Annotated in this window: 10 protein-coding genes; 9 read left to right on the forward strand and 1 reads right to left on the reverse strand. The window is 73.3% G+C overall.

Features of this window, described 5'->3' with window-relative positions; genetic code table 11:
- Positions 1 to 78 precede the first annotated feature (78 nt).
- From OM98_RS12125 to cobA, 8 genes are all read left to right on the forward strand, one after another.
- The gene (locus tag OM98_RS12125) at positions 79 to 1,818 is read left to right on the forward strand and encodes a nitrite/sulfite reductase (RefSeq protein ID WP_010534898.1); all 1,740 of its coding nucleotides are present in this window, start codon (positions 79 to 81) and stop codon (positions 1,816 to 1,818) included.
- Entirely contained in the window at positions 1,815 to 2,714 is a 900-nt protein-coding gene (locus OM98_RS12130; protein WP_010534899.1) for a phosphoadenylyl-sulfate reductase, read from the forward strand. The genes OM98_RS12125 and OM98_RS12130 overlap by 4 nt, the downstream gene beginning before the upstream one ends.
- Positions 2,711 to 3,649: a sulfate adenylyltransferase subunit CysD gene (gene cysD, locus OM98_RS12135; protein WP_010534900.1), complete on the forward strand. Its 939-nt coding sequence runs from the start codon at positions 2,711 to 2,713 to the stop codon at positions 3,647 to 3,649. Before OM98_RS12130 ends, cysD begins: the two co-directional genes overlap by 4 nt.
- On the forward strand, positions 3,649 to 5,010 hold the full coding sequence (locus tag OM98_RS12140; protein WP_010534901.1) for a sulfate adenylyltransferase subunit 1: 1,362 nt from the start codon (positions 3,649 to 3,651) through the stop codon (positions 5,008 to 5,010). The genes cysD and OM98_RS12140 overlap by 1 nt, the downstream gene beginning before the upstream one ends.
- Positions 5,011 to 5,064: 54 nt before the next feature.
- Positions 5,065 to 6,003, forward strand: a complete 939-nt coding sequence (locus tag OM98_RS12145; protein ID WP_010534902.1) for a sulfite exporter TauE/SafE family protein — start codon at positions 5,065 to 5,067, stop codon at positions 6,001 to 6,003.
- Between the two features lie 139 nt (positions 6,004 to 6,142).
- Positions 6,143 to 8,827: a nitrite reductase large subunit NirB gene (nirB, locus tag OM98_RS12150; RefSeq protein WP_010534903.1), complete on the forward strand. Its 2,685-nt coding sequence runs from the start codon at positions 6,143 to 6,145 to the stop codon at positions 8,825 to 8,827.
- A complete protein-coding gene (locus OM98_RS12155; RefSeq protein ID WP_010534904.1) occupies positions 8,824 to 9,285 on the forward strand; it encodes a nitrite reductase (NAD(P)H) small subunit in 462 nt (153 codons plus the stop codon). The genes nirB and OM98_RS12155 overlap by 4 nt, the downstream gene beginning before the upstream one ends.
- A 204-nt stretch (positions 9,286 to 9,489) precedes the next feature.
- The gene (cobA, locus tag OM98_RS12160; RefSeq protein WP_010534905.1) at positions 9,490 to 11,118 is read left to right on the forward strand and encodes a uroporphyrinogen-III C-methyltransferase; all 1,629 of its coding nucleotides are present in this window, start codon (positions 9,490 to 9,492) and stop codon (positions 11,116 to 11,118) included.
- A gap of 78 nt (positions 11,119 to 11,196) precedes the next feature.
- Here cobA and ilvD read toward each other — a convergent pair whose 3' ends face one another.
- Positions 11,197 to 13,029 carry a dihydroxy-acid dehydratase gene (ilvD, locus tag OM98_RS12165; RefSeq protein WP_010534906.1) on the reverse strand — a complete coding sequence of 611 codons (1,833 nt, stop codon included), beginning with the start codon at positions 13,027 to 13,029 and terminating at the stop codon, positions 11,197 to 11,199.
- 78 nt (positions 13,030 to 13,107) lie between these two features.
- Here ilvD and OM98_RS12170 point away from each other — a divergent pair, with 78 nt between their 5' ends.
- A complete protein-coding gene (locus OM98_RS12170; RefSeq protein WP_010534907.1) occupies positions 13,108 to 13,914 on the forward strand; it encodes a helix-turn-helix transcriptional regulator in 807 nt (268 codons plus the stop codon).
- The last annotated feature ends 24 nt before the right edge of the window (positions 13,915 to 13,938 follow it).

Raw genomic sequence — 13,938 nt, forward strand, 5'->3', positions numbered from 1 at the left:
CACGAGGACGGCGACACATGTTGTCATACGACACCCAAGCGTTTGTTTCGGCGGCCATCGGCGAGCATTATGAACGGCATGGATCGCACCGACACCGCCGCGCGTCCGTCGGCCTCCTCCGCCGGCGCCCCCGCCCGCGTCCGCCCCTCACGCTCGTCCAAGCCGCAGGGGCAGTGGAAGATCGACGGGACGACCCCGCTGAACCACAACGAGGAGTTCAAGGCCGAGGACAACGGCCTGAATGTCCGCGAGCGCATCGAGGGCGTCTACGCCCGCGAGGGCTTCGACGCCATCACCGGTGATGACCTGCACGGCCGCTTCCGCTGGTGGGGCCTGTACACCCAGCGCAAGCCCGGCATCGACGGCGGCCGCACCGCCCAGCTCGAGCCGCACGAGCTCGAGGACCGCTACTTCATGCTGCGGGTGCGCTCCGACGGCCAGGCCCTCACCCCGGCCGCCCTGCGCGTGCTCGGCGGCATCTCCACCGACTTCGCCCGCGGCGAGGCCGACATCACCGACCGCCAGAACATCCAGTACCACTGGATCGAGGTCGAGGCGGTGCCGGAGATCTGGCGCCGTCTGGACACCGTCGGTCTGGAGACCACCACCGCCTGCGGCGACACCCCGCGCGGCTTCCTCGGCAGCCCCGTCGCCGGCATCGCCGCCGACGAGATCATCGACCCCACCCCGGTGATCCAGGAGATCAAGCGCCTCTACATCGGCGACCCGGAGCTGGCGAACCTGCCCCGCAAGTTCAAGACCGCCATCACGGGCCACCCCAGCCAGGACGTCGTCCACGAGATCAACGACATCGCCCTGGTGGGCGTCGAGCACCCCGAGCTGGGCCCCGGCTACGACCTCTGGGTGGGCGGCGCGCTCTCCACCGCGCCCCGCCTCGGCGAGCGCCTGGGCGCCTTCGTCACCGCCGAGCAGGCCGCCGACGTCTGGTACGGCGTGTGCCGCATCTTCCGCGACTACGGCTTCCGCCGCCTGCGCAACAAGGCACGCCTGAAGTTCCTGTTGGCCGACTGGGGCACCGAGAAGTTCCGCCAGGTGCTGGAGACCGAGTACCTCGGCTACGCCCTGGCCGACGGCCCCGCCCCCGGTGAGCCCACCCGCAGCGGCGACCACGTCGGCGTCTTCGAGCAGAAGGACGGCCGCGCCTACGTCGGCGCGACCCCCACCGTGGGCCGCGTCGGCGGGGACACCCTCACCCGCCTCGCCGACCTCGTCGAGCAGGTCGGGGCCGACGCGGTGCGCCTGACCTCCTTCCAGAAGCTGGTGGTGCTCGACGTGCCGAAGGAGAAGGTCGAGGAGCTGGTGGCCGGTCTGGACGAGCTGGGGCTCAGCACCCGGCCCAGCCTGTTCCGCCGCTCCACGATCGCCTGCACCGGCATCGAGTTCTGCAAGCTCGCGATCGTGGACACCAAGGACACCGCGGCCGCCGCCATCGACGAGCTCGAGGACCGCCTCGAGGACGTCGAGCCCGAGATCGGCGGCTCGCTGACCCTGCACGTGAACGGCTGCCCCAACTCCTGCGCCCGCATCCAGACCGCCGACATCGGTCTCAAGGGCCAGATCGTCACCACCGAGGAGGGCGAGCAGGTGCCCGGCTTCCAGGTGCACCTGGGCGGGTCCCTCTCCTCCACCGGGGTGGAGGGGGCCCAGCTCGGCCGTACGCTGCGCCAGCACAAGGTGCCCGCGAGCGAGCTCGCGGACTACGTGGAGCGCGTCGTGCGACAGTACATACAGCACCGCACCAGCGGCGAGAGCTTCGCCGCCTGGTCCCATCGCGCCGAGGACGAGGAGCTGCGATGACCACCGTCTCCCAGGAGACCCGCATCCACCGATCCACCGCCACCTCCGAGCTGCCCGCCGCCGAGCGCACCGCCCGGCTGCGCGCCCTGGCGGAGGAGGCCAACGCCCGCTTCGCGGCGCTCGAGCAGGAGCTCGACCCGCAGCAGCTGGCCGCCGCCGTCTCCGCCTGGGCCGCCGAGCAGTTCGGCGCCGACCTCGCCGTGGCCTGCTCCATGGCCGACGCCGTGCTGCCGCACGTGGTCGCCGAGCAGCGTCCCGGCGTGGACGTGCTGTTCCTGGAGACCGGCTACCACTTCCCCGAGACCCTCGCCACCCGCGACCGGGTGGAGCGGGAGCTCGACGTGACCATCGTGGACGTGCTGCCCGAGCGCACCGTCGCCCAGCAGGACGCCGAGTTCGGCGCGAAGCTGCACGACCGCGACCCCGCCTCCTGCTGCGGGATGCGCAAGGTGGAGCCGCTGAAGAAGGTCCTCACCGGCTACGACGCCTGGGTCACCGGCGTGCGCCGCGAGGAGGGCCCCACCCGGGCGAACACCCCGCTGGTCACCTACGACGAGTCCTTCGACCTGGTGAAGATCAACCCGCTGGCCACCTGGTCCTTCGAGCGGCTGATGGGCTACTCGGCCGATCACGCGCTGCCGGAGAACCCGCTGCTGCACCAGGGCTACCCCTCGATCGGCTGCCTGCCCTGCACCCGCGCCGTGGCTCCCGGGGAGGACCCCCGGGCCGGCCGCTGGTCGGGCACCCAGAAGACCGAGTGCGGCCTGCACCCGGGCGACGGCGGCACCGAGGCCGGGTCCACCGGCTCCTCGGCGGCGTCGGCAGGACCTGCTGTGACAGCGCTGAACCTGCTCAGCACCACCCCCCGTGACGACCGCGACCAGGAGGACCGATGACCGCGCTCGCCCCCGAGACCCGCCCCGCCCCGCCGGCGGAGGAGGGCCCCACCCTGCTCGACGCCCTGGAGGCCGAGGCCATCCACATCATCCGTGAGGTGGTGGCCGAGCTGGAGCGCCCGGTGATGCTGTTCTCCGGCGGCAAGGACTCCGTGGTGATGCTGCACCTGGCCGCCAAGGCCCTGTGGCCCGCCCCGGTGCCCTTCCCCGTGATGCACGTGGACACCGGCCACAACTTCCCCGAGGTACTCGAGTTCCGCGACCGCACCGTCGAGCGCCACGGCCTGGACCTGGTCGTCGCGTCCGTCGAGGAGTACCTGGCCGACGGCCGTCTGCAGGAGCGCCCCGACGGGACCCGCAATCCGCTGCAGACCATGCCGCTGCTGGACGCCATCGAGGAGCACCGCTTCGACGCGGTCTTCGGCGGCGGCCGCCGTGACGAGGACAAGGCCCGCGCCAAGGAGCGCGTGTTCTCCCTGCGCAACGCCTTCGGCCAGTGGGACCCCAAGAACCAGCGCCCCGAGCTGTGGCACCTGTACAACACGCGCCACCGCGCCGGGGAGAACCTGCGGGTGTTCCCGCTGTCGAACTGGACCGAGCTGGACGTGTGGCGCTACATCGCCCGCGAGGGCATCGAGCTGCCGTCCCTGTACTACGCGCACGAGCGCCCCGTCTTCGAGCGGGACGGCATGTGGCTCTCCCCCGGCGAGTGGGGCGCCCTGCGCGAGGGCGAGGTGCCCGAGACCCGCCTGGTGCGCTACCGCACCGTGGGCGACATGTCCTGCACCGGGGCCGTGCTCTCCGAGGCGCACAGCGCCGAGGACGTCGTCGCCGAGGTCGCCGCGACCACCGTCACCGAGCGCGGCGCCACCCGCGCCGACGACCGCCTCTCCGAGGCCGCCATGGAGGACCGCAAGAAGGAGGGGTACTTCTGATGAGCACGCTCGACACCACGCCCGAGCCCACGATGACGACCGACGCGGGTCTCCCTGAATTGGCGGACATCACCGCGCTCACGGAGGGCTCCCCCACCCTGCTGCGCCTGGCCACCGCCGGCGGCGTCGACGACGGCAAGTCCACCCTGATCGGGCGGCTGCTGCACGACACCAAGTCGGTGCTGGCCGACCAGCTGGCCGCCGTCGAAGCAGCCAGCAAGCAACGCGGCTGGAAGGGCGAACTCGCGGACCTGGCGCTGCTCACCGACGGCCTGCGGGCCGAGCGGGAGCAGGGCATCACGATCGACGTGGCCTACCGCTACTTCGCCACCGCCGACCGCTCCTACGTGCTGGCCGACACCCCCGGCCACGTGCAGTACACCCGCAACACCGTCACCGGCGCCTCCACGGCCGACGTGGTCGTGGTGCTGGTGGACGCCCGCAACGGCGTGGTCGAGCAGACCCGCCGCCATCTCGCGGTGATGTCCCTGCTGCGGGTGCCGCACCTGGTGGTCGCGCTGAACAAGATCGACCTGGTCGAGGACCCCGAGAAGGTCTACACCGACGTGCGCGCCGAGATCGGCACCATCGCCGGGGCCCTCGGCCTGCGCGACGTGCACGTGGTGCCGCTGTCCGCCCTGAACGGCGACAACGTGGTGGAGCCCTCGGGCGACACCCCCTGGTACGCGGGCCCCACCCTGCTGCAGCTACTGGAGACCCTGCCTCCCGGGCAGGACCTCCGCTCCGGCCCCTTCCGGATGCCTGTCCAGCTGGTCATCCGACCCCAGCAGGGCGCCGTGGACCCCGCCCAGGTGGACTACCGCGGCTACGCGGGCCTGATCACCTCCGGCGAGATCTCCGTGGGCGACGAGGTCCAGGTCTCCCCCTCGGGCCGCACCACCACCGTCGAGGGCATCGACCGCGCCGACCGCTCCGTCCAGACCGCCGAGGCGGGCCTGTCCGTCACCCTGCGCCTGGCCGACGAGCTGGACGTCTCCCGCGGGGACCTGCTGTGCGCCGCCCCCGGACCCGAACCCACCGACCGCAGCTCCGCGGTGCTGTGCTGGCTGGCCGAGATGCCGCTGCGCCCGGGCGCCAGGGTGCTGCTCAAGCACGGCACCCGCACCGTGCAGGCCCGTATCGGCGAGATCCACGAGAAGCTCGACATCGCCAGCCTGGAGCGCGTGCCCGCCGAGACCGGCGAGCTGAACGACCTGGTGCGCGTGGACCTGCTGCTCTCGCAGGCGCTGCCGCTGGAGGACTACGAGGCCACCCGCGAGGGCGGCTCCTTCATCCTGGTCGACCCGCAGGACGCCACCACCCTGGCGGCCGGCATGGTCGGGGCGCGCCTGCGCGCCTGATCCCCGGCCGCCCGGCGGCCCCCTCGTCCCCTCACGCTGAAGGAGCCCCCGGGCATGGATGCGATCCTCGCCGGCATCACCGGCTTCCTCGCGCAGATGGTCGACGGGGCCCTCGGGATGGGCTACGGCATCACCAGCGCCAGCCTGCTGCTGGCCACCGGGGCCGCGCCCGCCGTGGTCAGCGCCTCGGTGAACTTCGCGCAGCTGGGCACCACGCTGGCCTCCGGGGCCAGCCACTGGCGGGCCGGGAACGTGGACCGGCGCTTCGTGCCGCGCCTGGCGATCCCTGGCGGCATCGGAGCGCTGACCGGCGCGACCGTGCTCTCGGCGCTGTCCACCTCCGCGGCGCGCCCCGTGATGTCGTTGCTGCTGGTCACCCTCGGCACCGTGGTGCTGATCCGCTTCCTCACCCGACGCATCGGGGCCCCCGAGGGCACCACCCCCGCCCCGCGCAGCCGGGTGCTGGGGCCGCTGGGCCTGGTGGGCGGATTCGTCTCCGCCACCGGCGGGGGAGGCTGGGGACCCGTGGTCACCTCCACCCTGCTCTCCACCGGACGCACCGCCCCGCGCACCGTGATCGGCTCCGTGAGCGCCTCCGAGTTCGTGGTGACCGTCTGCGCGAGCGTCGGCTTCCTGCTGGGGCTGGGCCTGGGCGGCTTCCCCATCCTGCTGATCGCCGCGCTGATGCTGGGTGGGGTGCTGGCCGCCCCGATCGCGGCGCGGCTGGCCGGGCGGCTGCCCGCGCGGATCCTCGGCATCGCCGTGGGCGGGCTCATCATCACCCTGAACATCTCCCCCGCCCTCAGCGCCCTCGGCGCCGGCTCCACCCTCACCCTGGTGGTGCAGGCCGTCGTCAGCGCCACGCTGCTGGGCCTGCTGGCCGTGGCCGTGGTGCGCCACCGCCGACAGGGGGGCCGCACCCATGTGGAGGTCCCGCTCGAGGACACGGTCCGGGCCGAGGACGCCGACGGGCCGGTCCCCGCGAAGGCCTGAACGTCTCCTCCCCGCCGCGCCACCGATCCCCGCACCTCGCTGACCTGCGACATCGGCCGAAGGTCCCCTTACTTCCGAGAATCCGCTCCTAGAGTGGCGGAGTCACCCCTTTGACTCCCGACAGGATGCGTGATCGACGATGTCCGACCCCGGCTCCTCCCCCCTGACCCCGGTGCCCGCGGGCGCCCCGCTGACCGGCGCCCACGTGGTCGTCGTCGGCGGCGGCATGACCGGCCACCGCGTCGCCGCCCGGCTCCGCGCCCAGGACCCCGAGGGCGAATGGACCCTCACCGTGATCGGTGAGGAGCCCGAGCGGCCCTACGACCGGGTCCACCTCACCAACTGGTTCTCCGGCCGCGACGCCGAGCTGCTGTCACTGGACACCGCCGTCTGGGACGACCCCCGCATCACCCTGGTCACCGGCGACCACGTCGCCACCCTGGACCGCCCTGAGCACACCGTCACCACCGACTCCGGCCGCGTGATCGGCTACGACCGGCTGGTGCTGGCCACCGGCTCCTGGGCCTGGGCGCCCCGCGCCGAGGGCAAGGAACTGCCCGGCATCTTCTCCTACCGCACCGTGGGCGACATGGAGGCCCTGGCCACCTGGACCGCGGGCCGCGCCGAGCAGCTCGGCCGCGCGCCACGCGGCGTCGTCGTCGGGGGTGGCGTGCTCGGGCTGGAGGCCGCCGCGGCGCTGCAGAAGCTCGGCGCCGAGGCCACCGTCGTCGAGTTCGCCGACCGGCTGATGGCCGTGCAGCTCGACCAGGGCGGCGGCGAGATGCTGCGCCTGCTCGCCGGCGACCTCGGCATGTCCGTGCGCACCGGCGTCGGCGCCAGCGCCTTCCGGCCCGCCGAGGACGGCGCAGTGGGCGTCGCCGAACTCTCCGACGGCAGCGAGATCGACGCCGACGTGGTCATCTTCTCCACCGGCATCCGCCCCCGCGACCGCCTGGCCCGCGAGGCCGGCCTCGCCATCGGCGAGCGCGGCGGCGTGGTGGTCGGCGAGACCTGCCAGACCTCCGACCCCGACATCTGGGCCGTCGGCGAGTGCGCCTCCTACCAGGGCGTCTGCGCGGGACTCATCGCGCCCGGCAACGACATGGCCGACGTGGTGGTGGACCGGCTGCTGGGCGGGGAGCGCACCCACCACCGCGGCGAGGACGGCACCAAGCTCAAGAGCGTCGGCGTCGACGCCGCCGCCTTCGGCGACGTGAACGCCGTCAGCCCCGGGGCGCTCGAGGTCTCCTCCGTGGACCCGGTGCACCGCCGCTACATCAAGCTGGTGATGAGCGACGACGCGACCACGCTGCTGGGCGGCGTCTTCGTCGGCGACATCGCGCTGTACTCGCGGCTGCGGCCGCTGGTGGGCCGCGAGCTCGGCGCCGACCCCTCCGCCGTGATCGCCCCCGAGGGCGGCGCGGCCCTCTCGGACACCGCCCTGCCCGACGACGCCGTCGTCTGCTCCTGCAACAACGTCTCCGCCGGCACCATCCGCGAGGCCGTCTCCGAGCACGAGTGCCGCACCGTCGGCGAGATCAAGACCTGCACCAGCGCCGGCACCGTCTGCGGCTCCTGCGTGCCGACCCTGACCTCGCTGCTGCACCAGCAGCTCGAGGAGGAGGGCATCGCCGTCTCCCACGCCCTGTGCGAGCACTTCGAGCTCTCCCGCGCCGAGCTGTACCAGGCGATCAAGGAGGGCGGGCAGACCACCTTCTCCGAGGTCGTCTCCGCCTTCGGCGCCGGCCGCGGCTGCGCGGTGTGCCGCCCGACGGTCGCCTCGATCCTGTCCACCCTGGGCTCCACCTCCGGGCAGCTGCACAGCCCCGTCGGCGAGCAGCTCGGCTCCCTGCAGGACACCAACGACCACGTGATGGCAAACATCCAGCGCAACGGCACCTACTCGGTGATCCCGCGGATGCCCGCCGGGGAGGTCACCCCCGAGCAGCTGCTCGTGTTCGCGCAGGTCGCCAAGGACTTCGGACTGTACGTGAAGCTCAACGGAGCCCAGCGGATCGGCATGTTCGGGGCGCGGCTGGACCAGCTGCCCGAGATCTGGCGGCGCCTCGTGGACGCCGGCTTCGAGTCCGGCCACGCCTACGGCAAGTCCTTGCGGATGGTGAAGTCCTGCGTGGGATCCACCTGGTGCCGCTTCGGCGTGCAGGACTCCACCGGCATGGCCGTGGCGCTGGAGAAGCGCTACCGCGGCCTGCGCTCCCCGCACAAGATCAAGGTGGGCGTCTCCGGCTGCGCCCGCGAGTGCGCCGAGGCCCGCGGCAAGGACGTCGGCGTGATCGCCACCAACCGCGGCTGGAACCTGTACGTCGGCGGCAACGGCGGCGCCCAGCCCGCGCACGCCCAGCTGCTGGTCGAGGACCTGGACTCCGACGCCCTGGTCAAGTGCATCGACCGCTACCTGATGCTGTACATCCAGGAGGCCGACCGGCTGCAGCGCTCGGCGCGCTGGCTGGAGGAGCGTCCCGGCGGCATCGAGGAGCTGCGCCGCGTGATCGTGGACGACACCCTCGGCATCGGCGAGGAGCTGGAGGCGGCGATGGCCCGCCACGTGGAGACCTACGTGGACGAATGGGCCGAGGTGCTGGAGGACCCGGCGCGCCTTGGCCGCTTCGTCACCTTCATCAACGCCCCCGAGGCCCCCGACCCGGCGCTGGCCTTCGCCCCCGAGCGCGGGCAGATGCGCCCCGCCACCGAGGACGACGAGATCGCCGAGAACGACCCGCGCGAGGCCCGCCGCCTGGCGCTGGCCGCGGTGAACCCGATGGGCGAGCCCGTCCCCACGATGCAGGGCGGGCAGGACCGATGAGCACCTCCCCGACCGCCCCGCAGAGCACCCCGGACACCGCCGGCACCCCCGAGGAGACCCCCATGAGCGACGGCCTGATCGACGTCTGTTCCCTGGAGCAGCTGATGCCGGAGCGCGGCGCCGGCGCCCTGGTGGGCGAGCGCCCGGTGGCGGTGTTCCGCCTGGCCGATGCGAGCGTGCGGGCCGTGCAGCAGCTGGACCCGTACTGCGGGGCCAACGTGATCTCCCGCGGCATCGTGGGCAGTCACGACGTCACCGACGAGGACGGCACCGTGCGCACGATCCCCACCCTCACCTCGCCGATGTACAAGCAGGTGTGGGACCTGGACACCGGCGCGGTCCTGGACGCGGCCGGCAAGGAGGACTTCCCCCTGGCCGTGCACGAGGCCGAGGTGCGCGAGGGCCGCGTGCTGGTCTCGCCCCAGCCGCGCGCGGCCGGGGTGCCCGAGCCCGCCTGAGCCCGAGCTCGCCCGGGCCATCGCCGTGTGACGTTCCCGTCGCCGGGGAGAACGTCGCCCCGGTGGCGCCGCCTCGTCGCCCGTCACGAACACGCCACGGATCGGACCTGAGCCCGGACGAGCGCCCCGCACCCGTCATGATCGGGGCGGGGCGCTCCCCGTCGCGCCGTCCGCCCCCGCCCTCGTCGTCCCCAGGAGCAGAGCATGCCCGAGAACTCCCCCTCCGACACGTCCTCCCCCGCCCCCACGTCCTCGCTGCCCACCACGGAGCAGCTCGGCGCCCTCGGCGGGGCGCGCCTGGAGCCCGGCAGCGTCGCGCTGATCGGCGGCGGCCCCGGCGCGCTGGACCTCATCACCGTGCGGGGCCTGAGCCTGCTGCGGCAGGCCGACGTGGTGGTCGTGGACCGGCTGGGCCCCGTCGGCCTGGTGGAGCTGCTGGACGAGGACGTCGAGGTGATCGGCGTCGGCAAGTCCCCCGGGAAGCCCTCCATGCGCCAGGGCGAGATCGAGCAGGTGCTCGTGGAGCAGGCCCGCGCCGGCCACCGCGTGGCCCGGCTGAAGGGCGGGGACCCCTTCCTGCTGGGCCGCGGCGGCGAGGAGGTGCTGGCCTGCCGCGCCGCCGGGATCCCCGTGCAGGTGGTGCCGGGCGTGACCTCGGCGCTGGCCGGGCCCGCCGCCGGGGACGTGCCCGTCACCCACCGCGGCGTCGTCGTCGCCACCCACGTGGTCAACGCCCACGGTGACCTCGGGCCCGCGGACCTCGCGGCCCTCGCCGACCCGGGCACCACCACCGTGCTGATGATGGGCGTGGGCTGGCTGCCGCGCATCGTCTCCCGCGCCCTGCTGAACGGCATCGACCCGGAGCTGCCGATGGCCGTCGTGCAGGAGGCGACCCTGCCGGGCCAGCGGGTCGTCCGCGGCACCCTGTCCACCATCGAGGAGGTCGTCGCCGAGGCCGGCATCGGCCATCCCGCGGTCATCGTCGCCGGGCAGACCACCACCGACGGCTTCCTGGAGCCCGAGGACCCGGAGGCTGCGCCGCATCCGCGCGGCTCGGGCCGGGAGGCGCTGCCCTCGAACCGTTACCCCGCCACCCAGCAGGAGGAGCGGCCCGAGGTGGCCGGGCCGGTGCTGATCGGCTGCGCCCACGGCACCCGCGGCCGGGCGGGCCGGGACGTGGTGCGCGACCTGCTGATGCGGGTGCGGATCCTGCTGCCGCAGGTGGAGGTGCGCGAGGCCTACGTGGACGTGCAGGCCCCCGAGGTGTCCCAGGTGGTGCGGGAGTGGGCGGACCCCGTGGGCGACCTGGCCCGCACCGGCCCCGAGGAGCACCTGCAGGCCGTGGTGGTGCCGCTGCTGCTGTCCACCGGGATGCACGTCGGCGAGGACATCGCCGAGGCCGTGGCCGGGCACCGCGCCGAGTCCGCCGGGCCGCTCGGCCCCGATCCTCGTCTCGCCACCGTGATGGCCGAGCGCCTCACCGAAGCGGGCGCCACCGCGGAGGACGCCGTGGTGATGGCCGTGGCCGGCACCCGCGACGCCGCCGGGCAGGCGATGGGCCACGAGATGGGCTCTCTGCTCGCCGCGGAGCTCGGCCGGGAGGTCACCGTCGCCTTCGTCTCCGCCGCCCAGCCCGACGTGCCGAGCTCCGTCGCCGCCCTGCGGGAGCGCGGCGCCGAGCGGGTCGCCGTCGCCAGCTACCTGCTGGCCCCCGGCTACTTCGGCGACATGCTCGCCCATGCCGGCGCGGACCTCATCGCGGAGCCGCTGGGCGATCACCCGCTGGTGGCCGAGGTGGTCGTGGACCGCTTCCGCTCCGTCACCGGCGCCTGAGACCCGCGCCCGGTCCTCTCACAGCGGAGCGCCCGCCCCGGATCGTTCCGGGGCGGGCGCTCTGCGTCGGAGCTGGCGTCAGTCCAGCGGGCGGCGGGTGGCGCCGTAGGTGGCCGAGCGCACCAGGTGCGCGTAGACCTTGAGCGCCTGGGTGACCTGCCGGTCGCGGGACTCCGGGCGCCACGGCAGCGGGCCCTTGGCCTCGCGGCGGCGGGCGATCTCCTCCTCGGGCACCTCGAGCTGCAGCAGGCGCTTGTCGACGTCCAGCACGATGCGGTCGCCGTCCTCGACCAGGCCGATCAGCCCGCCCTCGGCGGCCTCCGGGGAGATGTGGCCGATGGAGACGCCGCTGGTGCCGCCGGAGAAGCGGCCGTCGGTGATCAGCGCGCAGTCCTTGCCGAGGCCCCGCCCCTTGAGGAAGGAGGTGGGGTAGAGCATCTCCTGCATGCCGGGGCCGCCCTGGGGGCCCTCGTAGCGGATCACGACGATGTCCCCGGCCTTGACGGTCTTGTCGAGGATCTTCTGCACCGCCTCCTCCTGGGAGTCGCAGACCACGGCGGTGCCTTCGAAGTGGAAGAGGTCCTCGGTGATGCCGGCGGTCTTGATGACGGCGCCGTCGGTGGCGAGGTTGCCCTTGAGGACGCAGAGGCCGCCGTCCTTGGTGAAGGCGTGCGGGACGGCGCGGATCACGCCGCCCTCGGCGTCGCGGTCCAGCTCCTTCCACATGGTGGTCTGGGAGAAGGCCTGGGTGGTGCGGACCCCGCCCGGGGCGGCGTGGAAGAAGGCCTCGGCCTCCTGGCTGGTCTTGCCGCTGCGGATGTCCCAGGCGTCCAGCCAGGTGGTGAGGTCCGGGGAGTGCACGGAGTGGACGGTGTGGTCCAGCAGCCCGGCCCGGTCCAGCTCGCCGAGGATGGCGGGGATGCCGCCGGCGCGGTGGACGTCCTCGATGTGGGCGGTGCCGTTGGGGGCGACCTTGGACAGGCAGGGCACGGAGCGGGAGAGCCGGTCGATGTCGTCCAGGCCGAAGTCGATCTCGCCCTCGATGGCGGCGGCGAGGATGTGCAGCACCGTGTTGGTGGAGCCGCCCATCGCCACGTCCAGGCTCATCGCGTTGGTGAAGGCGGCCTTGGTGGCGATGTTGCGGGGCAGCACCGAGTCGTCGTCCTCGCCGTACCGGCGCTTGCACAGCTCCACCACGGTGCGGCCGGCGCGCAGGAACAGCTCCTTGCGGAAGGCGTGGGTGGCGAGCGTGGTGCCGTTGCCGGGCAGGGAGAGGCCGAGGGCCTCGGTGAGGCAGTTCATCGAGTTCGCGGTGAACATGCCGGAGCAGGAGCCGCAGGTGGGGCAGGCGTTGTCCTCGATCTCGGCGAGCTGCGCGTCGGTGACGTTGTCGTCGGCGGACAGCGCGATGGCGTCCACCAGGTCCAGCCGGTGCTCGACGACGCCCTCGACGGGCTCGCCGGACTCCATCGGGCCGCCGGAGACGAAGACGACGGGGATGTTCAGCCGCATCGCGGCGATCAGCATGCCGGGGGTGATCTTGTCGCAGTTGGAGATGCACACCAGGGCGTCGGCGCAGTGGGCGTTGGCCATGTACTCGACGCTGTCGGCGATGACGTCCCGGCTGGGCAGGGAGTAGAGCATGCCGCCGTGGCCCATCGCGATGCCGTCGTCCACGGCGATGGTGTTGAACTCCTTGGCGACGCCGCCGGCCTCCTTCACGGCCCCCGCCACCAGGTCGCCCATGTTCTTGAGGTGCACGTGGCCGGGCACGAACTGGGTGTACGAGTTGGCGATCGCGACGATCGGCTTGCCGAAGTCGGAGGTCTCCATGCCGGTGGCGCGCCAGAGGGCGCGGGCGCCGGTCATGTTGCGGCCGTGGGTGGAGGTTCGGGAGCGGAGAGCTGGCATATGACCATTAGGCCACGCGCGCGCGGCCCGCACCAAGACGCCACGAGCACTAGTAGTGACAGTGATAGTTTCGCGACCATGTCCGATGCCGCCCGCTCCGACGCAGCCCGCCAGGAGCTGGGCACCTTCCTGCGCACCAAGCGCACCGCCGCCGTGCGTGCCGACCACGACCTGCCGCCGGTGGGCCGCGGGCGCACCACGGGGCTGCGACGCGAGGAGGTGGCCTTCCTCTCCGGGGTGTCCCTGACCTGGTACACCTGGCTGGAGCAGGGTCGGGACATCAACCCCTCCCGGCAGGTGATCGACGCGATCGCGCTGCGGCTGCGGCTCACCGAGGCGGAGCACGACTACGTGCTGGGCCTGGCCGGCTTCTCCCCCGCCCCGCGCCCCGAGCTGGACGAGCCCGCCCCGGTGCCCGCGCACGTGCAGCACCTGCTGGACGCCCTGGACCCGGCCCCCGCCTTCGCCCTCACCCCGCACTGGGACCTGGCCGCCTGGAACGACGCCTACGCGGAGCTTTTCCCCGGGGTGCTGGACGCCGCCCCGGCGGAGCGGAACCTGCTGGTGCTGATCTTCACCGACCCACGGGTGCGGGAGTTGCTGCCGGACTGGGAGCGCACCAGCCGCCAGTTCCTCGCCGAGTACCGCGCCGAGGTGGGCGGGCGCATCACCGGCCCGCAGCACGTGCGGCTGCTCCGGCACCTGCGCGGGACCAGCCCCGAGTTCGCGGCGGCCTGGGAGGAGCACACCATCGAGCGCTTCGCCTCCCGCCGCCGCTGCTTCCACCACCCCACCCGCGGCCCCATCGAGGTGGAACAGGTGAACCTGCTCCCCCAGGACGTGCCCGAGCTGCGGCTGGTGAGCTACCTGCCGCTGCCCGACTGAGCCGTCGACCCGTCGGGGCGTGCA

The organism is Brachybacterium squillarum M-6-3 (assembly GCF_000225825.1).
GTDB lineage: Bacteria > Actinomycetota > Actinomycetes > Actinomycetales > Dermabacteraceae > Brachybacterium > Brachybacterium squillarum.